Genomic DNA, 24,530 nt, shown 5'->3' on the forward strand with positions numbered 1-24,530 from the left:
CGGCAGCACGGACGCGCGGCACTACAACAATACTTACAGCGGCGCTCCAGCAGGGCAGCCGCGATATCCAAGAGACAATCTCATGCCAGAACCGATCGCCGCCGCCGAGCGGGATTTCATCGTGCGCCATCCGTTGCTGACCGCCCTCGCCCTGTCGCTGGGCACCGCCATCGCGCTCGGCGTGGCGCGCTTTTCCTATGCGCTGCTGCTGTCGCCGATGCGCACCGACCTCGGCTGGCCCTACCTGATCGCAGGCGGCATGAACACCGGCAATGCCCTCGGCTACCTGCTCGGCGCACTCATCACACCGCCGCTGATGCGCCGCTTCGGCACGCACAAGATGCTGATCGGTGGCGCACTGGCGACAGCCTTCTTCATCATTCTGTCGGGGCTGTTCATCGATACCGCGACGCTGCTGGCGCTGCGCATCGTGACCGGCGCGGTGAGCGCCTTCATCTTCATTTCCGGCGGCATCCTGATCAGCCGCCTGGCGGCGCTGCACCCTCGACGCGCGGGATTTCTGCTGGGCCTGTTCTACGGTGGCAGCGGCATCGGCATCGTCGCGTCGGCCTGGCTGGTGCCGGCCACCATGGCCGCCGCTACCGCGCATGGCGTCGCCCATAGCTGGCAGTGGGCGTGGCTGGCGATGGGACTGCTGAGCCTGGTCGCGACTGCTTTCATGGCGCCGCCGGCGCTGCGCATTCCGGCGCTGCCGCCGCAGACCCATGGTGCGGGACGCTTCCGGATGCGCACGCTGAGCTTCGGGCTGACCAGTTACTTCATGTTCGGGCTGGGCTACATCGGCTACATGACTTTCGTGATTGCGCTGCTCAAGGAGCAGGGCATGTCGGCGTCGATGATCACGCTGTTCTACACGCTGCTCGGACTCGCCGTGATGGCGTCCTCGCGATTGTGGGCCGGCATGCTGGACAAGTTCAAAGGCGGTGAATCACTTGCCATCCTCAATGCGTTGCTGAGCGTGGCGACGCTGTTGCCGGCCGTGACGGCGGCGCCGGCGGCGGTGTTCATCTCTGGCTTGCTGTTCGGCGGCGTATTCCTGTCGGCGGTGGCGTCGACCACCGCGCTGGTGCGCCACAACCTGCCACCGGCCAGCTGGTCGCTCGGCATCAGCGCCTTCACGATCGTGTTCGCGGCGGGCCAGATCGTCGGCCCCAGCATCGTCGGCTGGATCGCCGACCGCAGCGGCGGCCTGCAGCAAGGCCTGCTGTTTTCAGCGCTGGCATTGCTGATCGGGGCGCTGCTGGCGTGGCGTCAGCGGCCACTGCATCTGCGGAAGAATTAAGCACCGCTGATGTCGGGCATAATCCGGATACCCTGACACCACGATCAGCCTTTACGAAAAACAGGAACGATATGGACCGACTTGAGTCGATGGCGATTTTCCTCGCGGTGGTCGATGAAGGCGGATTCGCCGCGGCCGCACGCAAGATGAAGATCTCGCCGCCCGTGGTCACGCGCGCCGTGGGTGATCTGGAAGCAGCCATCGGCGTGCGGCTGCTGACGCGCACCACGCGCATCGTGCGCGTCACCGACGTCGGTGCGCGCTACGCCGATGACTGCCGCCGCGTGCTGGCCGACATCACCGAAATGGAGGACCTGGCAGCCGGCGCCCACGGCGCGGTGCGCGGTCGCCTGGTGGTCACGGCGTCAGCCATGTTCGGCCGCATGTACGTCACGCCGATCGTGGTGGAGTACCTGCGGCGCTATCCCGAAGCCGAAGTCGAATGCCGTTTTTCCGACCGTATCATCAACCTGATGGACGAGGGCATCGACGTGGCAATCCGCATCGGCCAGCTGGCCGACTCCAGCTATCAGGCGATCCCCGTCGGCACGGTGCGGCGCGTAGTGTGCGCTTCGCCCTCTTATCTGCGCGAGCACGGCACGCCGCAAACACCGGACGATCTCAGGCAGCACGTGATCGTGTCCTCCAACGGCGTCGCGACCTCGCCGGACTGGCGCTTCACCAAAGGCGATACGAGCACCATCGTGCGCGTGCAGCCGCGCATGACGGTCATGTCGAACGATGAAGCGATCATCGCTGCGCTCGACGGCTTCGGCATCACGCGGGTGCTGTCCTACATGGTGGCGGCGCAGCTGTCGGACGGCCGGCTGGTGGAGGTGTTGCGCGAGCATGAAACACCGACGCTGCCGGTGCATGTGGTGCAGCATGAAGGCCGCCATGCCGCGCGCAAGGTGCGCGCCTTCCTCGATCTTGCCGTCGGGGAACTGCGCAGGAAGCGGTCAGGAATGGATTAAGCCCCGCATTATTCTCAAACCGGGAATAGTCCATTGTCCCTGGCGGCGATTCTCTTCATCTGCGTTATCAGCAACACTGGCAACTCCTCAACACACCACCTGGAGCTGCCATGAAACTCTACTACCATCCCCTGTCAGGCCATTCGCATCGTGCCCGCCTGTTCCTCTCGTTGCTGGGCGCGCAACATGAACTGGTGCTGGTCGACCTGAAAAAGGGCGAGCAAAAATCCCCTGAACTGCTCAAGCTCAACCGCTTCGGCCAGGTTCCCGTGCTGCAAGACGGCGACACCGTCGTCAGCGATTCCAACGCCATCCTGGTTTACCTGGCCAAGTCGCTCGGACGCACCGACTGGCTGCCGGAAAATCCGACCATCGCCGCTGCCGTGCAACGCTGGTTGTCGGTAGCCGCCGGTGAGATCGCCCGCGGCCCGGCTGCCGCGCGCCTGGTCACCGTGTTCGGCGCGCCGATCGATGCCGAGGATGCGATCCGCCGCGCCCACGCCATCCTGACGCTGGTCGAGCAGGAACTGTCGACACGCACATGGCTGGCGGCGGAGCAAGCCACCATCGCCGACATTGCGCTGTACTCGTATATCTCCAGCGCCCCCGAAGGCAACGTCGACCTGAGCGCCTATCCGCACACCCGCCAATGGCTGACGCGGATCGAAGCGCTGCCGGGCTTCGTCGCATTCCAGAAAACCGCCGTCGGCCTGGCCGCATAACGTATAGCAGAGGAGCACCGTCATGACTTCGACACAGCCGACCCAAGCTACATCAATCGCGCCCTCCGCCTCCCCCTGGCATGAAGGCGAGCTGACCATGCAGCGCAGTGTCGGCGCCGTCGAACGCATGGTGGGCCCCGGCCGCAACCAGATGTCGCGGGCCTGGATGCCTGACCAGCATCGCGAGTTTTATGCGCAGTTACCGTTCGTGATCCTGGGCGCCGTCGATACGGCAGGCGAAGTGTGGGCCACCTTGCGTGCCGCCCGGCCCGGCTTCATGCACGCCGACACCGCCGAGAAACTCACGCTCGAGCTCCCGCGCGATCCGCTCGACCCCGCCGACGCCGGCATGGAAGACGGCGACGGCGTCGGCATGCTCGGCATCGAGCTGCACACCCGCCGCCGCAATCGCATGAACGGCCTGGTCAGCAGGCAATCGGACGAGCGCTTCAACATCGACGTGACCCAGGCTTACGGCAACTGCCCGCAATATATCCAGTTGCGTCAATATGAATTCACCGATGCGCCTGCCGGTGCGGTCAGCAAGCTGCCGGCGCTCGACGCCGACGCGGCCGCCATGATCCGTGCGGCCGATTCGTTCTACGTCGCTTCGTACGTGGTGCGCGATGGCAAGAAACAGGTCGACGCCTCGCATCGCGGCGGCAAACCCGGTTTCGTGCGCATCGACGACGACGGCGTGCTGACGATTCCGGATTTCTCCGGCAACCTGTTCTTCAACACGCTGGGAAATTTTTTACTGAATCCGCGCGCCGGCCTGGTGTTTGTCGATTTCCGCAACGGCGATCTCTTGCAACTGAGCGGACGCGCCGAAGTCATCATCAATGCGCCCGAAGTAGCTGCCTTCATGGGTGCGGAACGCATGTGGCGCTTCACGCCGCAACAAATCGTGCGTCGGCCCGCCGCCTTGCCGTTGCGATGGGTCGACGTCCCTGCCGGCGCCTCGCCCAACGCGCTGATCACCGGCAGCTGGGAAGATGCCGCCGCCCGCCTGAAGGCGGCTGAACTCGCCACGCAATGGCGGCCCTTCCGCGTCAGCAGGATCGTTGCTGAAAGCGCGGCCATCCGCTCGTTCCATCTGCTGCCGGACGACGGCGCCGGCATGCCGGCCGTCATGGCGGGACAGCATGTCTCGGTAAGGCTGCCGGTTGCCGGGGGCGGCATGCAGATCCGCCAGTACACCTTGTCAAGCGCCCCCTCCGACGCGTTCCTGCGCATCAGCGTCAAGCGCCAGGGATTGTTCTCCGACCATCTGCACACGAAGATCAAGGTCGGCGACATCATCGAAATGCGCGCGCCGGCCGGCAACTTCACCATCGATGCCTCGGTGCGCCGTCCCGCCGTGCTGCTGGCCGCAGGCGTCGGCGTCACGCCGATGCTGGCGATGCTGCGTCACCTGGTCCATGAAGGCATGCGCAAGCGCTACCAGCGGCCGGTGTGGCTGTTCCAGTCGGCGCACAGCAAGACCGGGCTGGCCTTCGGCGAAGAGATCGCCGCCCTGGTCAGCGCCGGCAAGGGCGGTGTGCGCCACGTGCGAGTAGTGAGCCAGGCCGATCAGAATGAGCAGGATGTCGAAGTATCAGGACGCATCGACATCGCCTTGCTGAAGCAGAGCTTGCCCTTTGACGATTACGATTTTTATCTGTGCGGTCCGGCTGCATTCATGCAGCAAATGTATGACGGCTTGCGCGCCATGAACGTGACCGACGCGCGCATCCATGCGGAAGCATTCGGCCCGTCCGGCCTGCAACGCCAGGTCGACGAGCAGGCGGCGCGGGTTCCGTTGGCGCCGCCTGCGGCCCATGCGGTACCTGTGGTATTCATGCGCTCGGCCAAGGAAGCACGCTGGACGCCGGAGAGCGGATCCCTGCTGGAACTGGCGGAACAGCGCGGCCTTGATCCGGAATCAAGCTGCCGCGACGGCCGTTGCGGCACCTGCCGGACCCGCGTGCTGCAAGGGGAAGTGACTTATGCGAAGACGCCCGATTTCGCCGTGGCGGAAGATGAAGCCTTGACCTGCTGCGCGATGCCGGCCGAGGGTTGCGCGACGCTGCACCTGGAACTGTAGTCCCCGGGCAGCATCAAGGTGCGCCGTCCGGACCTCAGGCCAGATGCTTGCGCAGCGAATCGGTCAGTGCGCCGCAGGCTTCATCGGTGCCGACCGTGATGCGCAGGAACTGATTGATGCGCGCGCTGGTGAAATGGCGCACGATGATGCCGTCGCCACGCAAGCTGGCGGCCAGGCCGGCGGCGTCATGCTGCGGATGGCGCGCGAAGACGAAATTGGCGGCCGACGGCAACACCTCGAAACCGAGCGATGCGAGTTCGTCCGCCAGCTTGCTGCGGCTGGCGATGACGGCGTTGCGGGTACGGTCGAAATGCGCATCGTCTTCCATCGCCGCAGTCGCGCCGGCGATCGCGATACGGTCCAGCGGATAGGAATTGAAGCTGTTCTTGACCCGTTCCAGCGCACTGATCAGATCGGCATGGCCGACAGCAAAGCCGACCCGCAGCCCGGCCAGCGAACGCGACTTGGACAGCGTCTGCACCACCAGCAGATTCGGATGGCGCGTCACCAGATCGATGGCGCTGTCGCCGCCGAAATCGATATACGCCTCGTCGACAATCACCACGCGATCCGGATTGCCGGCCAGCAGGCGCTCTACTTCATCCAGCGCTAGCAGGCAACCGGTCGGTGCGTTCGGATTCGGGAAGATGATGCCGCCGATGGCCTCGCCCTGGCCGAGATAGTCGTCGACGCGGATCGTGAAATCCTCGGCCAGCGGCACCGCACGATATTCCACTTCATACAGACTGGCGTAGGTCGGATAAAAACTGTAGGTGATGTCCGGGAACAGGATCGGCGCGCCATGCTTGAGCAGCGCCTGGAAAGCATGCGCCAGCACTTCGTCGGAACCGTTGCCGACGAATACCTGCGACGGCGACAAGCCGTGGCGTTTTGCAATCGCCAGCTTGAGCGGTTCGGCGTCCGGGTTCGGATACAGGCGCAGGTTGTCGCCGATTTCCTGCGCCATGGCGGCGATCGCCTTGGGCGACGGACCGTAGGGATTTTCGTTGGTGTTGAGCTTGACCAGCTTGCTGATCTTGGGCTGCTCGCCGGGGGTATAAGGCGTCAGGCGGCTGACGATGGGGCTCCAGAATTTGCTCATGGGAATGGTTTTCGCGCTGCTTCTGCAATAAAACAGCAATGGTAACAAACCCGGGCCCGGCGCGCGTCAACTGGGGAGGCGGCTGGCGCATTAAGGGCATGCGCAAGGAGGGTTGCGCGACGTGCCTGGAAGCAACTGCGAGCAATCAGGAGCGGTCCCGGGCGCGACATAACAATTCGATAACAACAGATAACGATAGCGAAGGAAGCATCCGCATGGCCACAGAATACGAAGTCCCAAGCCCGCACGAACATCATCTGGAACACGTCGCCGAACACGCCCATGGCAGCGGCGACAACTTCGCCGGCAAGATCGCCGTCATGACCGCCATCATGGCGACCGTCGGCGCGCTGTTCAGCTTCCAGGCCGGTTCCACCGAGAACGCAGCCGCGATGAACAAGAACAACGCCGCCATCAAGAAGACCGAGGCCGCCAACCAGTGGAATTATTACCAGGCCAAGTCCAGCCGCCAGAACCTGGCTGAACTGGCTGCAACGATTCCCGGTGTCGATTCAGCGAAATACAATGCCGCCGCGGAACGCTACAAGTCGGAGAAGGAAGACATCCGCAAGGCCGCTGAAAAGCTGGAAGAAGAATCCAAGGCATGGGACGAATTGTCCGAAGTCAAACTGCACCAGCACCACCGCTGGGCGCAGGCCATGACGGCGATCCAGATCGCCATCTCGCTGGCGGCGATCACGCTGCTCACGCGCAAGGACTGGCTCAAGAAGATTTCCTACACGGCGGCCGGCGCGAGCGTGATTCTGGGCTCGCTGGCGGCGATGCATATCTGAGTCGCTGAAACCTGCTCTCCCTGCGCAGCGAGAGCAGGCAGAGGTGCTCAGGTTTTTGCTTCAATGTGATACATGCCCCATGGGCATAGCGCAAACCGTGCGCTGATCGGTTTTTCCATGATGTCCGGAAAACTGTCGGCATCGTACACCGCCCACAGGGGACCGAGGCCGCCAAGCGGAATCGGTTTGCCGTCCAGATGCGTGGCGACGATGAAGCGATACTTGCGGATGTCGGCCAGCGCCACCTGCACCGCATAGCCGTCGACGGCGCGCAGCAGCACGTCGCGCGCCGCGCTTGCGCCGGCAGCGTGGGCGACATCCGCCAGCAAGGGGCCGCTCAGCACATGCTGCCTGTTGTCGTATTCCAGCGTGGGCTTGATGGTGGTCTGCGGCAAAGCACTCAGGGAGGCGAAGTCGAAGGTGTGCGCCCGGTTGAATTGCAGCTTCTGCTTGGCCATCATCTGATCCAGCGCCGGATCGAGCGCGCCGCGATTGCCTGCGCCGATGGCGCCGGTCAGCGTCAGCAGCACCGGCCCGGCATCTTGTGCAGCGCTGCAGGCAATCGACTTCTTGTTGGCGGCCATGGCGGTGGCGCTCATGCCGAGCAGGCCGGCGGCGAGGAATTGTCGTTTCTTCATGATGGTCTCCTTGTTCAGCACAGGCGATGCGCAGCATGATGCCCGATAAATGCCGGCGACGGCGACAAAAAAGCGGACCGGAGTCCGCTTTTTTTCATTTGTATCGGTAAAGGCGTCAGGCCCGGTCTTGCGGTGGACGACCGCGCCAGAAACCGGCCAGCATCGACCCCGACAGATTGTGCCAGACCGAGAACAGCGCGCCTGGCAGTGCCGCCAGCGGCGTGAAATACAGCTTGCCCAGCGCAGCCGCGAGGCCGGAGTGCTGCATGCCGACTTCAATCGCCAGCGTGCGGCAGATTGATTCGTCGAAGCCGAGCAGACGGCCGCCCCAGTAACCGCCCAGCAAACCGATGGCGTTGTGCAGGATCACGCCCACCAGCACCACCAGACCGACCGAGGCGATGCTGGCCTGGCTGCCGCCGACCACCGCTGCAATGATCAGCAGGATCGCGACCATCGACACCAGCGACAGGTAAGGTTCGATGCGGCGGATCAGCTTGCTCGCGAACAGGTTCAGCACCAGGCCCGCCACGATCGGCACCACCACGATCTGCACGATGCTCATCAGCATCGCATGCGCGTCGAAGTGGATCGAAGCATCGACATACAACTCGGTCAGCAACGGCGTAGCGAATACGCTCACCAGCGCCGACAGCGTCGAGATCGTCACCGACAGCGCAACATCGCCGCGCGACAGATAGATCATCACGTTCGACGCCGTGCCGCTGGCGACGCTGCCGACCAGCACCATGCCGGCGGTCAGGTCAGGCGGCATGCGCAACAGCTTGGCGATCGCCCAGGCGGCCAGCGGCATCACCAGGTAGTGCAGGATGATGCCGGCGGCAACCGGCGCCGGGCGTTTGACGATGCGTTTGAAATCGTCCAGCGTCAGCGTGACGCCCATGGTCAGCATGATCAGCGTCAGCAGCAGCGTGACGTGCGGACCGATCGGCGTGAAGGTGGCGGGAGAAAAATACGCGGCGGCGGACAGCAGCAGCGCCCAGACAGGAAACAGGCGGGTAAGACTGGCAAGCATGATTGAGATCGATTCGGCGGAGTAAGGAAAAAAGAGAATGAAGAGTAGCTCCGCGGATGGCGCGCGAGTGAAACGGAGGCGGTAACGAATGCACTGAATAAAAGCTGATATGCGGTCGCGCCGGCCTCGGCCGTGCGTCTTGTGGAAACACGAGGGCGTCATTTTACCTGCGCGCGCCAATCCTTGCCGGCAGGCGCCTTGCGGACGCTGGACTACGCCGTCTCAGCGCATCGTATTGGTCTTCATCGGTTTCCATTTCTGGTTCTGCACTTCGTAGATCGTATAGGACGGCGAACGCGGATTGCCGACGGCGTCGAAGGCGATGACGCCGGTGAGGCCCTTGAAACTGATCTCGTGCAAGGCGTTGGTAATCTTGTGCGGATTGAGCGAATTGGCCTGGCGTACAGCGGCCATCAGCACATGCGCTGCGTCGTAGGCGTACGGCGTCATGATGGAAATCTGGAAATCGAAACGCTGACTGAAATCGGCTTCGAACTTCTTCCAGCCCGGCATCTTGTTGAACGGCATGCCGGTTTCCTGGGCCACCGTGCCGTTGGCGGCGATGCCGCTGGAGATCAGGAATGACGACCCTACGATGCCGTTCATCGACGTCACCAGACGCGCCTTGACCTCCTCGCGCAGCATGCTTTTCGCCAGCATGCTGGTCTGCTCGGAATAGCCGCCGAAGAAAACGGCATCGATGTCCTGCGCCTTGACGCGACGCAGGATCTCGCCGAAATTCATCAACACATCGCTGACCGAATCTCGGCTGACGATGACCCCGCCGTGTTCACGCGCCACCTCGCTGAAGCGCGAGCTGACGTTGACGCCGAAGGTGGTGCCGTTGTCGATGACCGCAATGCGCTGCGCATGCAATTCCTTGACGACGTACTCACCCAGGTAAATACAGGCATCGTCATCAATGCCCAGCATGCGGAAGGTCGTCCGGAATCCCTGGTCGGTGTACCTCCGGAAACTGGACGTGGGCGAGATTTGCGGTATGCCGGCATCGGCAAAAATCTTCGACACGGCGATGCTGGTGTTGCTGTTGGTGCCGCCGATGACGCCAACCACCTCGGCCTGCACCAGCGCCGTCGCCACACGCCGCGCGCGTTCGGCGTCATTGCGGTCGTCCATGCGCACCAGGCGGAATTGCACCCGTTTGCCATTGATCTTGAAAGGATTGCGGTTGGCTTCGAAGATCGCCAGTTCGGCTGCGTTGGCCAGGCCCTTGCCGAAACTTTCCGATACGCCGCTGAGTGCGCCCACAAAGCCTATCGTCACGGTCTGGACTTCCTCGCCGGCGATCGCTCCGGAAGCGTACAGCGCCAGCGACAATACGCATAGCATCAGCATGCGTCGATATCTCGGGAAAAGCATGTCACCTCCGTGTGAACTTGTCTTAGCAAACGCTTGTTCTTATACCTCACGCGGAGTTACGACTCGATCAAAAAAATACGAAAAGACGCCACCATTACATTGTGGCGCTATAAACAAAATGCCCCGCAGAGCGGGGCATGGTTGCGCGATGGCAATTACGGTATCAACGGGTGACCGGCTTGTAGCGAATACGCTTCGGCTTGGCGCCTTCTTCACCGAGGCGCTTCTTCTTGTCGGCTTCGTACTCCTGGTAGTTGCCGTCAAAGAAGCTGACCTGCGAATCGCCTTCGAACGAGATGATATGCGTGGCGATACGGTCAAGGAACCAGCGATCATGGCTGATCACCAGCACGGTGCCGGCGAATTCCAGCAGCGCGTCTTCCAGCGCGCGCAGGGTTTCCACGTCGAGGTCGTTGGACGGTTCATCGAGCAGCAGGACGTTGCCACCTTGCAGCAGCGTCTTGGCCAGATGCAGACGGCCGCGTTCACCGCCGGACAAATTGCCGACGATCTTCTGCTGGTCGCCGCCCTTGAAGTTGAAGCGGCCCAGATACGCGCGCGACGGCATTTCGAAACGGCCGACCGTGAGGATGTCGGCGCCGGCGGCGACGTCTTCAAACACGGTCTTCTTGTTTTCCAGGTCTTCGCGCGACTGATCGACCAGCGAGATGCGCACGGTAGGGCCGAGCACCAGTTCGCCGCTGTCCGGCTGTTCGCGGCCCGCCAGCATGCGGAACAAGGTCGACTTGCCGGCGCCGTTCGGGCCGATGATGCCGACGATGGCGCCGGCTGGAATCTTGAAGTTCAGATTATCGATCAGCAGGCGATCGCCGTAGCCCTTGCTGACGCCCTTGAACTCGATGACTTCATTGCCCAGGCGTTCGGCCACGGGGATGAAGATTTCCGAGGTCTCGTTGCGCTTCTGGTATTCGTGTTCGGAGAGCTCGTTGAAGCGCGACAGACGCGCCTTGCTCTTGGCCTGGCGGCCCTTCGGGTTCTGGCGCACCCATTCGAGTTCCTTGGCGATGGTTTTCTGGCGCGCCGATTCGGTGGCTTCTTCCTGCTTCAGGCGGGCTTCCTTCTGCTCCAGCCAGGAAGAGTAATTGCCCTTCCATGGAATGCCGTGGCCGCGGTCCAGTTCGAGGATCCATTCGGCGGCGTTGTCGAGGAAATAGCGATCATGGGTGATCGCCACGACGGTGCCGGGGAAGCGCAGCAGGAATTGCTCCAGCCAGTCCACCGATTCGGCGTCCAGGTGATTGGTCGGTTCGTCGAGCAACAGCATGTCAGGCTTGGACAGCAATAATTTGCACAGCGCTACGCGGCGCTTTTCACCGCCGGACAGCACGGCGATCTTGGCGTCCCAAGGCGGCAGGCGCAATGCGTCGGCGGCCATTTCCAGCTGCTGGTTCAGGCTGTTGCCGTCGGAGGCGGAGATGATCGCTTCCAGGCGCGCCTGCTCGGTGGCGAGCGCGTCGAAGTCGGCGTCTTCTTCCGCATACGCGGCATAGACGACGTCGAGCTTGGCTTGCGCTTCGAACACTTCACCGAGCGCGCTTTCGACTTCCTGACGCACGTTCTTTTCCGGATCGAGCTGCGGCTCCTGCGGCAGGTAGCCGATGTTCAGGTTGGGCGCCGGAGTCGCGTCGCCTTCGATTTCCTTGTCGATGCCTGCCATGATTTTGAGCAGCGTCGATTTGCCGGAACCGTTCAGGCCGAGCACGCCGATCTTGGCGCCGGGGAAGAAGGACAGCGAAATGTCCTTCAGGATCTGACGCTTCGGCGGCACGATCTTGCCGACGCGGTTCATAGTGAATACGTATTGAGCCATGTTTGGATGCCAATAATGAAGGTAGAAAAATTTGCTGGGTACCGTGATGCAGCCTGAGGCCTCAGGTTCAGGCGCTCAGTGCGCGGCCCTTGGCGGACCACAGGCGCCACAATCCTTCCACGGAGTATACAGCCAGCGCGACCCAAATCACCACGAAACCTGTCAGGCGCGGCCCGTCGAACGGTTCGTCATAGATGAAAACCCCGGTCAGCAGTTGCATCGTGGGCGAGATGTATTGCAGCAATCCCAACAAAGACAAGGGAATCCGGCGCGCCGCGCGGGCGAACAACAGCAGCGGAATCGCCGTCACCGGGCCAGACAGCACCAGCAGGACCTGCGACATCGGCGAGGCTTGCAGGAAACCGTTGCCGCCATTGGCCGCGGTGACCGCCAGGATCGCCAGCACCAGCGGCGCCAGCAGGATGGTTTCCAGCGCCAGGCCTTCCAGTGCGCCGAGATAGGCGATCTTGCGCAGCAGGCCGTAGACGCCGAAGGTGGCGGCGATGACCAGCCCGATCCACGGCAACGCCCCGTTGCTCCAGGTCAGCCACAACACCGCACCCAGCGCCATGAAAACCGCCAGCCATTGAAAGGGGCGCAACTTTTCCTTGAGGATCACGTAGCCCAGCAAGACGCTGACCAGCGGACTCATGAAATAGCCGAGACTGGCGTCGACGATGCGGCCGCTGTTGACCGCCCACACGTACAGCACCCAGTTGCCCGACAACAGCAGCGCGCTGACCAGGAAGCCGAGCAGCACGCGCGGCTTGCGCACCACCGCGCCGAGCCAGGCCCACTGGCGTTTCCAGGAGAGCACCGCGATCAGAAACAGCAGCGACCAGAAAATGCGCTGCAACACGATGTCGAACGACGAGACGTCCTGCAGCAGCTTGAAGTAAAGCGGGAACAATCCCCACAGGAGGAAACAGCTTATCGCGTAAAACATGGCGACCTAATAGATGGGCAAAGGATGAAAAGCGGCAGCGCAAAAATGGAAGCGCCGCGAAAACTTGGGAAAGTTTCGCGGCAGCAAGGCCATTATCACAGGATTTTTCCATTCCGGCTGGAGACGCCGGAGTTTGCGTGGCGCAGGGGGACTACAGCGTCACGACGAAACGGCCTTCGATACGTGTAATCTCGCAATCGACCTGCGCCGCGCGCCGCTCGATCACGAACACGTCGGCGCCGCCGACGGTGATCATCGGGTGGTGCCAGACGCCGCGGCGCAGCGTGACGCCCTGGCCCGGCTCGACGATGAAGGCCTGGATGGCGTCTTCATCGGGGCCGTCGCCGCCCTGCGTCACCACCACCAGCATCCGCCCCTGCGCCATCGGTACGAAACTCTGGCTGCCCAGCAGATGCCGCTCGAACATGGTCAGCGCATAGGGTGCCACATGCGTACCGTCCTGCGTGCGAAAGATTGCTGCGCAGGCTTCACCGCCCTGCTCGCTGACGTCGAGCCGGGTCAGGTCATCGAAGCGTTGCGCCGTGCCGTCGTTGATCGGCGAACTGTTGCCGCGGCCATCGCCGTTCGGCGCGATGACGTCGCCGAACGGCGCGAACGCGGCAGGCGTCAAGGCTTGTGCAGCGATGACACGGACGGGCGAGGACAACTCAGGCGAGCTCATCGATGAACTTTCTCGACAGGCGGATCAGCGCCTGGTCGCTGCCTTGCGGTCCGATGAGGGAGAAGCCGAACGGCGCGCCGTCCAGCGTCATCAGCGGCAGCGAAATCTGCGGGCAACCGGACAAGCCGGCCAGGCACAACATCCGCACCGCCTGGTTGCGATAGTTCTCCAGCACCTCTTCCGACTCGCTCAGCAGCGGCGCAATATCCGGCATGCTCGGCAATACGATCACGCGGTCGTCGCCGAGCAGGCGCAGGAAATCTTCCTTGAAGCGCTGGCGCACATTGCTGTGTTCTTCCATCTGCTGTGGCGTGATCTTGCTCGACCAGGCAAAGCGCTCGGCGACGCCGGGGCCGAGTTGCAGGCCATGGCGGGTGATGGTGTCGCCGTGATTCTGCCAGGCCTCGTATCCCTGGATGTGGCGGAACGCCCAGTACAGGGAGTCGAACGACGGCGTCGCGGTCTTGACCGGCAGCGGCGTGCCGATCAGGCCGGACAGGCGCTCCAGCGTCTGCATGAAAACGTCCTGCACGCGCGGCTCGAGCAAGGCCAGCACGTCGGCTGCCACCAGCACCTGCGGCATCGCCGGTGCGCCGTCGGGCAGCAGGCAGGTATCGTCCCGCAGCAGCACCTCGCCGACGCGTGCAAAGCTGTCGATGTCGCGTGCGAACCAGCCGCAGGTATCGAACGACTGCGCCAGGTCCATGCAGCCCTTGAGGCTCACGCGTGCATGCGTGGGACGCAGGCCGATCAGCCCGCAGTGGCTGGCGGGAGCACGTACGGAACCGCCGGTATCGGTACCGAGTGCAACATCCGCCAGCCCGTTGGACACCGCAGAGGCCGACCCCGAACTGGAGCCGCCTGGAATCCGGCCGGGCGCGCCGCCGTTGCGCGGCGTGCCGAAGTGGGCGTTCTTGCCGTTCATCGAAAACGCCAGTTCATCGGTATAGGTCTTGCCGACGAAAGTGGCGCCCGCTTGCGCCAGTGCCGTCACCGACGGCGCCGATGCCGTCTTGATGCCCGACAGCGCCAGCATGTGCGGATTGCCGCAACCGGTCGGATAGCCGGCGACGTCGAAGATGTCTTTCACCGCAAAGCGCAGCCCCGACAGCGGGCCCGATGAAATTGCCGTCACCGCCGGGGCGGGATAGGGAACGAAACAATGTGCTGCTGAGCTTGCTGACGCGTCGACGGGCATGGATGATTCTTTCGGACGGGAAGAGAAGGTATTGATCTGATTGCTCATGGTACGGGACGGTTCAATGCGTCGCTGCGGCGACCGGGTTGATCTGATGAATCTGGTGTACACGCAAACAGCTCACCACATGGCCCGGCGACAATGTCTCCTCACGCGGCTGCACGCCGGCGCATTCGGCGGCGGCATATCGGCAGCGTTCGGCGAACGCACAGCCGGCCGGCAAGTTGCTCAGGTCCGGCGGCGCACCGCCGATGGTTTCCAGGCGCTGGCCTTTTTGCAGGGCGCCGTGGCTGCGGCTCTTGAGCAGCGACAAGGTGTAGGGATGGCGCGGCCGCGTCAGCAACTCGGCTGCCGGACCCTGCTCGATGATCTTGCCGGCGTACATGACGGCGATGCGATCGGCCACTTCCGCCGCTGCGCCGATGTCATGCGTGACGAAGACGATGGACAGGCCGAGTTCCTTTTGCAGATCGCGCAGCAACAGCAGGATCTGGATCTGCACGGTGGCGTCGAGCGCCGTGGTCGGCTCGTCGGCCAGCAGGACTTTGGGCGAGCACGACAAGGCCAGCGCGATCATGGCGCGCTGGCGCATGCCGCCGGACATCTCGTGCGGGTAAGCATCGAGGCGGCGTTCGGGACTGGGAATGCGGACTTTCTGGAACAGGCTCAGTGCCTGCCTGTGCGCCTCGGCCTTCGATACTTTCTTGTGGCGGCGGATGGCTTCGATGATCTGCGCGCCGACGGTGTAGACCGGATCGAGCGCCAGCAGCGGCTCCTGGAAAATCATCGCCACCGTGTCGCCGCGCAGCGCCGCCAGCTCACGCTGCGACATCTTCAGCACGTCCTTGCCGTCGACTTCGAGGCCCCCGCTGATGCGCGTCGAACGTTCGGAATGCAGGCGCATGATGGAACGCAAGGTGACGCTCTTGCCCGAGCCGGACTCGCCGATCAGGGCCACCACTTCACCTTGGCCGACGGTGAGGTTGACGCCGTTGACGGCGCGGATCAGTTTCTTCGGCGCGAAGAACTGCACTTGCAGATCGCGCAGGGTAATCATGTCATGCATGGCCGGCCTCGCTGAAAACGGAATCGAACTGGGACGCGGTGTCGGCTTCGTAGCGCAGGCAGGCGACACCGTGGCCGCTGTCGTCGCTGGAGAACGTCGGCGCGCGCTGGCTGCATACCGGTGCCGCAAATGCACAACGCGTATGGAAGCGGCAACCGCCGGGTGGGTCGATAGGATTGGGTGGATCGCCGGCCAGCGGCGCTTCCATCGTGCGTTGCAAGGGATCCATGCTGGGCATCGATTTCAGCAAGGCGCGCGTGTAAGGATGTCTGGGATGATCGAACACCTGGTCGGACGAGCCGATTTCCACCACCTGGCCGAGATACATCACCAGCACGCGGTCGGAGATGAAGCGCACCACGTTGAGGTCGTGGCTGATGAACAGATAGGTGAGGCCGAACTCTTGCTTGAGGTCGAGCAGCAGATTGAGCACCTGCGCCTCGACCGACTTGTCGAGCGCCGAGACGGCTTCGTCGAGGATCACCAGGCGCGGCTCCAGCGCCAGCGCGCGCGCAATGTTGACGCGCTGGCGCTGGCCGCCGGACAACTCGTGCGGATAGCGGCCGGCGAAACGCTCCGGTTGCAAACCGACACGCGCCAGCAGGTCGCGCGCGCGCGTGATCGCTTCGCGCGACGGCAGGCCGTGCACCGTGGGAGCAAAAGCAATCGAATCCTCGATCGTCATGCGCGGGTTGAGCGAAGAGTAACTGTCCTGGAACACCATCTGCGTCTGCCGGCGGAACTGCCGCAGCGGCAGGGCGCGCGAACCGACCGTTTCACCGTCGAACACCAGCTCGCCGCTGTCCTGGCTGATCAGCTGCATCAGCACGCGCGCCGTGGTCGACTTGCCGCAGCCTGATTCACCGACCACGCCGAGCGTCTCGCCCTTGAGGATGTCGAAGTTGACGCCGTCGACTGCGCGCACTGCACTGCGCGGCGAGGCAAAGGGCATGAACGGCAAGCCCTTGCCCTTGAGTGGAAAATGCTTGAGCAGGTCGCGTACCTGCAGCAGAGGCTGGCGCGGTCCGCCGATATCGCGTTCGTCTGTCATTGCTTGACCTCCATCGCCGAACGCAAACCGTCGGACAACATGTTGAACGAAATCGATGTGATGAAAATGAATGCCCCCGGCAACGCCGCCACCCAGGGTTGCGTGTAGATCGCCGTGCGCAGGGTATTGAGCATCAGGCCCCACTCCGGTTCGGGCGGCTTGACGCCGAGACCGAGGAAGGACAAACCCGAGGCCAGGATCATCGACACCGAAATCAGGCTGGTGGAGTACACGAAGATCGGCCCGAGCACGTTGCCCAGTACGTGGGCGCGCACGATGGTGAAGGCGCCGGCGCCCGAGGCCCGCGCCGCATCCACGTAGTCGCTGCGGCGCACCTGCGTGGTTACGCTTTCGGCGATGCGCGCAATCTGCGGAATGAACACGATGGTCAGCGACGTCAGCGCATTGACGATGCCGGCGCCGAGCGCGCCCGACAGGGCGATTGCCAGCAGCACCGAAGGAAATGCATACAGCACATCGATGGTGCGCATGATGACGGTGTTGATGAAGCCACCGGCATAGCCGGCGAGAATTCCGATGCCGCTGCCGATGACAAACGCCGTCAGTACCGGCGTGATGCCCATGAACAGCGACAGGCGTCCGCCCAGCATCAGGCGCGATAACAGGTCGCGTCCGAGTTCGTCGGTGCCGAGCAGATGGTCAGGCGTGCCGATCGGTTTGAGGCGCGCAAACATCGATGTGGCGAAAGGATCGGCCGGCATGATCCACGGCGCGAACACGGCGATGCCGATCAGCGTGAGCAGGATGACGGCGGCGATCATCGCCAGCGGATTGCGCACGATGCGCGCGGCGACGTTGGCCCAATGGCCGCGTGAACGTTTGTAGGCCGGCGGATGGATGGCAGAAGTTGCGGAAGTTGCGGGAGTTGCAGCAGTCGCTTGCAGGGTAGACATGATCATGCCCTTTCTATGCGTGGATCGAACACGGTTTGCAGGATGTCGACCAGCAGGTTCAGCGACACGAAGAACAGCGCCAGCACCAGGATCGTGCCTTGCAGCAGCGGCAGGTCGCGCTGGAAGATCGCCTGGTTCAGCAGGAAGCCGGTGCCGGGCCAGGAGAACACGGTTTCAATCAGGATCGAGCCGCCCAGCAGGTAGCCGAGCTGCAAGCCCATCACCGCCATTGCGGTCGGTGCGCAGTTCTTGACCACGTGGCGGAACACGCCGAATTCGCCGAGGCCGCGCGCCTTCAGGCCGATCACGAATTCCTGCGCCAGGATGTCGGCCACCAGCGCACGCACGGTGCGCGCGATGATGCCCATCGGGATGAAGGACATCGTCACGGCCGGCATGATCAGGTATTTGACGTGCTCGACATCCCAGATCCACGCGGCCGATCCGTCCGGTCCGGCGCCGGTGGCGGGTAGCCACATCAGTTGCGACGAGAAGATGATGACCAGAACCATGCCGAGCCAGTAATGCGGCACGCTGACGCCGACCACGGAAATGAAGGAGGCGATCTTGTCGACCCAGGAGTTGCGGAAATAGCCGGCGACAAAACCGAACAGCGAGCCGAAGAAGAAACCGATCAGCGTCGCCAGCGCCGCCAGCATGAAGGTATTGCCGACCGCCTTGAAAACCTCCTGCGCGACCGGCCGTCCGGTGGCGATGGAACTGCCGAGATCTCCGTGCACGGCACGCCAGACCCAGCTGAAAAACTGTTCGGGATAGCTGCGATTGAAACCGTAAAGTTCCATCAGCTGCTTCTGCAGATCGCCGGATGCATCCGGCGGCAGGATGGCCACCAGCGGATCGCCCGGTGCGATATGGACCAGCATGAAGCACAGGAACGCGACGCCCAGCATGATGGGCATGGCATACAGTACGCGGCGGATCAGATAGGAAATCATGGGCGTCTTTGGTAAGTATTGCTGTCTTGCTTGCGCGCGGCGCCGCCCTCGCGGTGCCACGCGCAATGTTCACAACATCGGTTCAGGCGGCTCAGTCCATCGTCATCGTGGCGATGTCGATGAACCAGCTTTGCGGCTGCACCACGCCCTTGACCTTGGCCGAGATGGCGCGCGGACCGGTGTCATGCGCGACCCAGACGAATGGCGCTTCGTCGACGATCTTGGCGTGCAGCTGGGCCAGCAAGGCGTCGCGCTGTTTGGCGTCGAAGGTGGTGCGCGCCTTGGCGATGATGGCGTCGACTTCAGGGTTGCTGTAGAAGCCCCAGTTGTTCGATACCGGCGGCGCCGCCTTGCTGCTGACGAAGCGCACCATCGCGAAGAACGGATCCATCGCCGCGAAGCTGATGTTGACCGCGTCCGACCCGTGCGCGCTTGGATCCTTGGCGCCGATACGCCAGTTGGTGTACAGCGTGTTCCATTCGATCACGTCGAACTGCACATCGATGAAGCAGGCCTTCAGGTTCTGCTGCATGAATTCATTCATCGGCAACGGCTGCATCTGGCCGGAACCGGACGCCGAGATCTGCACCTTCACCTTGAGCGGCTTGGCGGCCGAGTAGCCGGCTTCGGTCATCAGCTTGCGCGCGCCGTCCGGGTCGTACTTGATATGGAAGCTCGGGTTGCCGCGCCATGGATGGCCCGGCTCGACGGTGCCGGTGGCTTCGCCCATGAGCCCGCCCAGCAATTGCTTCATCGCCGGACGATTCACGCACAGGTTGGCGGCGTAGCGCACGCGCTTGTCCAGCCACGGCGAGCCGGGCACGAAGGACAACTGCCACGGCCACACATGCGGTTGCGGATTGGAGTAGATCTTGAAGCCGCGCGCCTTGATGGTGTCGAGCGCATCAGGTGCGGGCGCCTCGATCCAGTCGACCTGGCCGGACAGCAAGGCGGCGGTGCGCGAATTGGCTTCCGGCAGCGGCAGCATCACGACCTTGTCGATTTGCGGACGGCGTTTTGGATCCCAGTATCCGGGATTCTTGGCCAGCTCGAGACGCTCGCGCGGCACGAACTTGGTCATCTTGAACGGCCCCGTGCCGGAGGCGTCCGCAGCGAAAGCGGCCCAGGCCTGCTTGGCGCGCTCAGCCTTGTCGCTCACCGAACCCGGCACCGCGGCCAGTTTCTTGGCCCACTGCAGCGGCGAGGCCATGAACAGGTTGGTCAGGTTGATCGGCAGGAAGGAGTCCGGCTCGGAGGTGGTCAGCTCGACAGTGAGGTCGTCGATCTTCCTGGCGGTGCGCAGCGTCGGCATGCGCGATGCGGTCACGCCGACCTGGCTGGGATCGAAGTTGGGCGCGTCCTTGTCGAGCACCTTGGCGACGTTCCACACCACGGCGTCAGCGTTGAAAGCGGAGCCGTCATGGAACTTGACGCCCGGGCGCAGCTTGAAGATCCACTTGGTCTTGTCCTTGGCGTCGACCGCCCAGGACACGGCCAGGTCGGGAATCACTTCGCTGGCCTTGTCGGCCTTGGACAAATCCCATTGCGTCAGGCTGTCGTACATCGGGATGCCGGTGAACCGGTTGCCCTCGAAGCCCTGGTCGGGCTGGCCCAGGGTGCGCGGAATGTCGCCGGCGGTCATGGCGATGCGCAGCACTTTTTCAGCGTGCGCGCCGACCGAGGTGAGCAAGCCGAAAGCCAGCGTACAGGCCAGAGTGATTGCGCTTGGTTTGGTCAGTTTCATGTCGATGCTTCCTTTTGTTGTTGAGAACGGCGAAGGATGATGCTTACGGGCTTGAGGTCGGTACAAAGAAAATCAGGCGAATTCGGGTGATCAGGGCTGGAGGAACTCGATGCCGGCGCGCGCGGCGGTCTGCAGCAAATGGCGTTGCATGGCGGCACGGGCGCCCTCGGCGTCACCGGCGGAAATGGCGGCGGCGATGGCGCGATGTTCTTCGGCGGTTTCCCAGATGCGCGAGTGATCAGCAAACGGCAGGCGCTGGCTGTGGCTGATGCGCGTTTCGAAATCGCGCACCACTTGCAGCAGCCCGCCGTTGCCGGACAGCTCCGCGATCAGTTGGTGGAATTCGAGATCAGCTTGCGAGGCGCCGACCAGGTCGACGTTTTTCAGCGCGTCTTCAAAGCGCGCCTGCACACCCCACAAGCGCGGCGTGGTGTGGGTGTTGATGACTCGCGCAGCCAGCGCGGCGGCGGCCGGTTCGAAGACGTAGCGCAGCTGGAAGGTCGATTGCAGCTCGGCCGATGACGGCAGCGCCGCGCCGCTGCGCGCAGACGCGTTGGCTGCGCTGCTGCGCCCCGACGTCACCAGCGTGCCTTTGCCGGGCATGGCGCGGATGAAGCCGAGCGCTTCCAGCATCGACAGTGCTTCGCGCAACGATGCGCGACTGATGCCGAGCGACTCGGCAAGATCACGCTGGCCCGGCAGCATCTGTCCGGTCTTGTACGTCCCGGACAGGATCTGGCGCTGCAAGGTTTGTGCGGCAATATTGGGCATGCTCATCGGTTTCCCCTTTTTGGTCTGACTGGTCAGACCGCTAGAGGCGATATAGCAATTGACATGCCACCTGTCCGCTGAAACGTCGGTTGCGCAGCGGTGACGGCGGTTGCGGGAGAATGCGAGGGAGTGTTTTCGGACGCCGGCAGCGGTAGCGAAGATGCGCCGAAATACACCGCTGCACAAATTTCATGCAGCGATGGATCGCTAAGCGTGCACGCCTTCCGAATGGAAAATGGAGAATGCGTCCTGCACGACCGGGCGCAGATTCTTGCGCCCAGTGACGATCAGCCAACTGGCATCGTCACCGGAGAAGAAGAAGAACGTCAGGCCGGACGCGGGACCTGCATCGTGTGGCGCGCAACGTAGCGGTACAACAGCAGCGCGCTGATGCCGCACACCGCCATCAGCGTCGTCAGCGGCAAGGCGGTGCCGTCGTGCCACACGCCCATGATCACGCCCGACAGCATGCCGATGCCGAACTGCAGCGTGCCCATCAGCGCCGCCGCCGTGCCGGCTTGCTTGCCCTGCTGCGCGAGTGCGATGGCCGAGGCGTTGGGACCGACGAAACCGTGGCACGACAGGAAACCGAAGAAGCCGATCAGCAGCAGCGGCAGGCTTTCATAACCGCAGGCCACCAGCACCGCCACGATGGTGGTCAGGATCGCGGGAATCCAGATGATCTTGCCGAGCACGCGGTCGGCGCTGCGCTTGAGCACGAGGCGCGCATTGATCTGCGAACAGGCAATCAGGCCGATGGCGTTGGCGCCGAACACGAAACCGAAGTTCTGCGGCTTGATGCCGTGCAATTCGATCAGCACGAACGGGCCGCCTGAAATATAGGCGAACAGACCGGCCTGAATCAGGCCGCCGCACAACACGTAGGCCATGAACTGGCGATGGCGCAACAGGCCGAGATACTGCCGCAGCACGCGTCCAAGATGCAGCGGCACCACGTGCGCCTGGTCGCGTGTTTCTTCCATCACGCGATGGGTGCAGATCAGGCAGATCCCGCCGAATACGGTCAGCGTCGCGAAGATCGCGCGCCAGGTCGAAAACGTCAGCAACAGGCCGCCGATGAAGGGCGCCAGGATCGGCGCCAGGCCGAACACCAGCATCAGCATCGAGAACGCGCGCGCCGCGCCGTCGGCGCCCATCTTGTCGCGCACCACGGCGCGCGGGATCACCATGCCGGAACTGCCGCCCAGGCCCTGGAAGAAACGCAGCACCAGCAGCGTTTCAATGTTGGGGGCAAACGTACAGCCGATCGAGGACAGCACATACAGGCAGATACCGAAATACAAAGGCGGCTTGCGGCCGAAGCGATCGCTGATCGGGCCGTAGAACATCTGTCCCAGCGCCAGCCCGCTCAGGAAAGTCGACAGCGTCAGCTGGATGGTGCTGCTGGCCACGCCGAGGTCTTTGGCGATGAAGGAAAAACTGGGCAGGTACATGTCGATCGACAAGGCGCCCATCGCCGTCAGCGCGGCCATCAGGATCAACCAGCCGGGAAGACGTTTGCCCTGAAAAGGCGAAGAATCTGTTTGCATGAGGAAAGTACAAAAGTCCGAATCCGGCCGATGGCTTATTGATGGCCTTGTTGATGGCCGGCATAAGAAGACAAGGCTGGGAACGATCGGAACATGAGAGGAGAAGCGTGGCGCGCAGGAAAACGCGCATGCCGCATTATACCGGCTGACGGGTATTCCTTCAGGCGACGATTGCGGTACGGCAATGCGGCAACACCAGACACGCGATACATTCCGGATTGGTACCGCGCGATCCTGGCACGACCGGCAGTTACGGCTCTCGCAATCTTTTTTTTGATGATCACTCAACATTCATTCAGCAATTAACCAAAAAGATGGCACACTGATCATCGACAATAATTCACATGAGATGCCGTCAGAATTGCTTGTTTGACCGACACTCTCGTACTACTCAGAATGTTTTGAGCCGTATCTTTGGGGAAGCTTCAGGAAGATTCATGAGTGAGGGAAGAATAACAAGAATCGCCGCGCGGGCCATGTTCCCTGTCACCCGGTTGCTTCCTGCTTTCCTGCTGTGCTTGCTGGGGGCGTGCGGACAGGATGCCGACACGGTCTCTTCCGGACCAACCCCGCTGGGGCAAACGCAGATCACGGCACTGGTGTGGGCGCCCGACTGGCCCGACGAGATGCATCGCATCGCCAACGAATTCCATCGCGCCCATCCGAACATCAGCGTCGATGTGCAATTCATGATCGGCAATTCAGTCGAAGAAAACCTCAAGCCCAAGATCGCCACCCGCAATTTGCCCGACCTGGTCTCGGTCAATCCCAACGCCTACAGCGCCGAGCTGGCGGAACAGGGCATATTGACCGATCTCGGCGAGACTGCGGCCTGGAACAACATGCTGGAATCGCTCAAACCCGACTGGACCAGCCGGCACGGCAAGCGCTTCGGCATTTCCGGCGGCGTTGCGGCGACGCTGATCTACTACAACAAGGCAATGTTCCGACGCGCCGGCATCGCCGCACCGCCGACCAGCTTCGAAGAATTCCTGGCGGCCTGCGCCGCACTCAGGAAAGCCGGCTTCACGCCGATGGTCTGGACCGGCGCCTTTCCCAACACGCTGGCCAACGGGCCGTTCAGTTTCGGCTTCGCCAACGGCGTGGCGGCGCACCATCCGCGCGATTGGAAACAGCGTATCGCCGACGGCAGCCTCGACCTCGCCAACGGCGACGCCGTCGACATCTTCGCCCGGATCAAGCTGATCGCCGACAAGGGGTACCTGCAGCGCGGCTTCATGAACACCAGCTATGACGAAGGCATACGGCTGTTCGCCGACGGCAAGGCGGCGATGGCGTTCCAGGGGACGTGGTCGTCGGGCGCGCTGATGCACGGCAAGGATTTCGACACCGGCGTGTTCGTGCCGCCCTGGAACGCGCGCGGCAAGACAGTGGTGCCGGTGGTCGGCAGCGAGACCGGTTTCGCCGTGTGCGACACGCCGCGCAAGAAGGCGGCGTTGCAGTTCCTCGAGTTCATCTACGGCAAGGGATTTGCGATCCAGCAGAACAAGCGCCAGAACATCCCGCCGCTCAAGCAGGTCAGCGGCAAGGTGGTGAGCGACCCGCTGATCGTCGACTACGTCCGTCAGGTGACGCAGGCGCCGCTGACGGCGCCGCTTTATTACTCTTACCTGCCGACCAATACCATCGAGTTGCTGCATCCGCTGCTGCAATCGGTCCTGTTCGGCAAGACCTCGCCACGGCAGGCGGCGCTGACGCTCGACAGGTCGATCCGCCATGAAGCGCGCACGGAGAACAAGTAAGCCATGAGCCGCGCACCCGCACT

Annotated in this window: 21 protein-coding genes; 6 read left to right on the forward strand and 15 right to left on the reverse strand. The window is 63.0% G+C overall.

Going from position 1 to position 24,530, the window contains the following annotated elements; genetic code table 11:
* The first annotated feature begins 82 nt into the window (after window positions 1–82).
* The 4 genes from F506_RS19240 to F506_RS19255 all read left to right on the forward strand — a co-directional run bounded on the left by F506_RS19240 (window position 83) and on the right by F506_RS19255 (window position 5,085).
* Window positions 83–1,303: a YbfB/YjiJ family MFS transporter gene (locus tag F506_RS19240; protein WP_053200092.1), complete on the forward strand. Its 1,221-nt coding sequence runs from the start codon at window positions 83–85 to the stop codon at window positions 1,301–1,303.
* 71 nt (window positions 1,304–1,374) lie between these two features.
* A complete protein-coding gene (locus F506_RS19245; RefSeq protein WP_053200094.1) occupies window positions 1,375–2,277 on the forward strand; it encodes a LysR family transcriptional regulator in 903 nt (300 codons plus the stop codon).
* A 110-nt stretch (window positions 2,278–2,387) separates the two neighbouring features.
* Complete coding sequence (locus tag F506_RS19250; protein WP_053200096.1) at window positions 2,388–2,999, forward strand: glutathione S-transferase family protein; 612 nt, start codon at window positions 2,388–2,390, stop codon at window positions 2,997–2,999.
* Between the two features lie 22 nt (window positions 3,000–3,021).
* Complete coding sequence (locus F506_RS19255) at window positions 3,022–5,085, forward strand: 2Fe-2S iron-sulfur cluster-binding protein (protein WP_053200099.1); 2,064 nt, start codon at window positions 3,022–3,024, stop codon at window positions 5,083–5,085.
* Between the two features lie 34 nt (window positions 5,086–5,119).
* Here F506_RS19255 and hisC read toward each other — a convergent pair whose 3' ends face one another.
* On the reverse strand, window positions 5,120–6,187 hold the full coding sequence (gene hisC, locus F506_RS19260; RefSeq protein ID WP_053200101.1) for a histidinol-phosphate transaminase: 1,068 nt from the start codon (window positions 6,185–6,187) through the stop codon (window positions 5,120–5,122).
* 215 nt (window positions 6,188–6,402) lie between these two features.
* Between hisC and F506_RS19265 the strand changes: the two genes are divergently transcribed.
* Window positions 6,403–6,981, forward strand: coding sequence for a DUF4337 domain-containing protein (locus F506_RS19265; RefSeq protein WP_053200103.1), 579 nt, complete (start codon window positions 6,403–6,405; stop codon window positions 6,979–6,981).
* Between the two features lie 47 nt (window positions 6,982–7,028).
* Here F506_RS19265 and F506_RS19270 read toward each other — a convergent pair whose 3' ends face one another.
* The 14 genes from F506_RS19270 to F506_RS19335 all read right to left on the reverse strand — a co-directional run bounded on the left by F506_RS19270 (window position 7,029) and on the right by F506_RS19335 (window position 22,744).
* Complete coding sequence (locus F506_RS19270; protein ID WP_053200105.1) at window positions 7,029–7,619, reverse strand: molybdopterin-dependent oxidoreductase; 591 nt, start codon at window positions 7,617–7,619, stop codon at window positions 7,029–7,031.
* A gap of 115 nt (window positions 7,620–7,734) precedes the next feature.
* A complete protein-coding gene (panS, locus tag F506_RS19275; protein WP_053200107.1) occupies window positions 7,735–8,655 on the reverse strand; it encodes a ketopantoate/pantoate/pantothenate transporter PanS in 921 nt (306 codons plus the stop codon).
* A 222-nt stretch (window positions 8,656–8,877) separates the two neighbouring features.
* Window positions 8,878–10,035 (reverse strand): branched-chain amino acid ABC transporter substrate-binding protein, encoded by a 1,158-nt coding sequence (locus F506_RS19280; protein ID WP_053200109.1) that lies wholly within the window; start codon window positions 10,033–10,035, stop codon window positions 8,878–8,880.
* Between the two features lie 163 nt (window positions 10,036–10,198).
* The gene (gene ettA / locus F506_RS19285) at window positions 10,199–11,866 is read right to left on the reverse strand and encodes an energy-dependent translational throttle protein EttA (RefSeq protein WP_053200111.1); all 1,668 of its coding nucleotides are present in this window, start codon (window positions 11,864–11,866) and stop codon (window positions 10,199–10,201) included.
* A gap of 67 nt (window positions 11,867–11,933) precedes the next feature.
* On the reverse strand, window positions 11,934–12,812 hold the full coding sequence (gene rarD / locus F506_RS19290) for an EamA family transporter RarD (RefSeq protein WP_053200113.1): 879 nt from the start codon (window positions 12,810–12,812) through the stop codon (window positions 11,934–11,936).
* 151 nt (window positions 12,813–12,963) lie between these two features.
* Window positions 12,964–13,494: an ureidoglycolate lyase gene (locus F506_RS19295; RefSeq protein ID WP_053200115.1), complete on the reverse strand. Its 531-nt coding sequence runs from the start codon at window positions 13,492–13,494 to the stop codon at window positions 12,964–12,966.
* The gene (locus tag F506_RS19300) at window positions 13,481–14,692 is read right to left on the reverse strand and encodes an amidase (protein WP_053201799.1); all 1,212 of its coding nucleotides are present in this window, start codon (window positions 14,690–14,692) and stop codon (window positions 13,481–13,483) included. Before F506_RS19300 ends, F506_RS19295 begins: the two co-directional genes overlap by 14 nt.
* 61 nt (window positions 14,693–14,753) lie before the next feature.
* A complete protein-coding gene (locus F506_RS19305; protein WP_053200117.1) occupies window positions 14,754–15,758 on the reverse strand; it encodes an ABC transporter ATP-binding protein in 1,005 nt (334 codons plus the stop codon).
* Window positions 15,751–16,809: an ABC transporter ATP-binding protein gene (locus F506_RS19310; protein ID WP_053200119.1), complete on the reverse strand. Its 1,059-nt coding sequence runs from the start codon at window positions 16,807–16,809 to the stop codon at window positions 15,751–15,753. Before F506_RS19310 ends, F506_RS19305 begins: the two co-directional genes overlap by 8 nt.
* A complete protein-coding gene (locus F506_RS19315; RefSeq protein WP_235471252.1) occupies window positions 16,806–17,723 on the reverse strand; it encodes an ABC transporter permease in 918 nt (305 codons plus the stop codon). Before F506_RS19315 ends, F506_RS19310 begins: the two co-directional genes overlap by 4 nt.
* Window positions 17,724–17,725: 2 nt before the next feature.
* Complete coding sequence (locus tag F506_RS19320) at window positions 17,726–18,679, reverse strand: ABC transporter permease (protein WP_053200121.1); 954 nt, start codon at window positions 18,677–18,679, stop codon at window positions 17,726–17,728.
* Between the two features lie 91 nt (window positions 18,680–18,770).
* The gene (locus F506_RS19325) at window positions 18,771–20,423 is read right to left on the reverse strand and encodes an ABC transporter substrate-binding protein (RefSeq protein ID WP_053200123.1); all 1,653 of its coding nucleotides are present in this window, start codon (window positions 20,421–20,423) and stop codon (window positions 18,771–18,773) included.
* Window positions 20,424–20,513: 90 nt separating this feature from the next.
* Window positions 20,514–21,200, reverse strand: a complete 687-nt coding sequence (locus F506_RS19330; protein ID WP_053200125.1) for a FadR/GntR family transcriptional regulator — start codon at window positions 21,198–21,200, stop codon at window positions 20,514–20,516.
* A 320-nt stretch (window positions 21,201–21,520) separates the two neighbouring features.
* Window positions 21,521–22,744, reverse strand: coding sequence for a Bcr/CflA family multidrug efflux MFS transporter (locus F506_RS19335; protein WP_053200127.1), 1,224 nt, complete (start codon window positions 22,742–22,744; stop codon window positions 21,521–21,523).
* 437 nt (window positions 22,745–23,181) lie between these two features.
* Here F506_RS19335 and F506_RS19340 point away from each other — a divergent pair, with 437 nt between their 5' ends.
* Complete coding sequence (locus tag F506_RS19340) at window positions 23,182–24,507, forward strand: ABC transporter substrate-binding protein (RefSeq protein ID WP_083458060.1); 1,326 nt, start codon at window positions 23,182–23,184, stop codon at window positions 24,505–24,507.
* Window positions 24,508–24,530 lie beyond the last annotated feature (23 nt).

Source organism: Herbaspirillum hiltneri N3 (assembly GCF_001267925.1).
GTDB lineage: Bacteria > Pseudomonadota > Gammaproteobacteria > Burkholderiales > Burkholderiaceae_D > Herbaspirillum > Herbaspirillum hiltneri.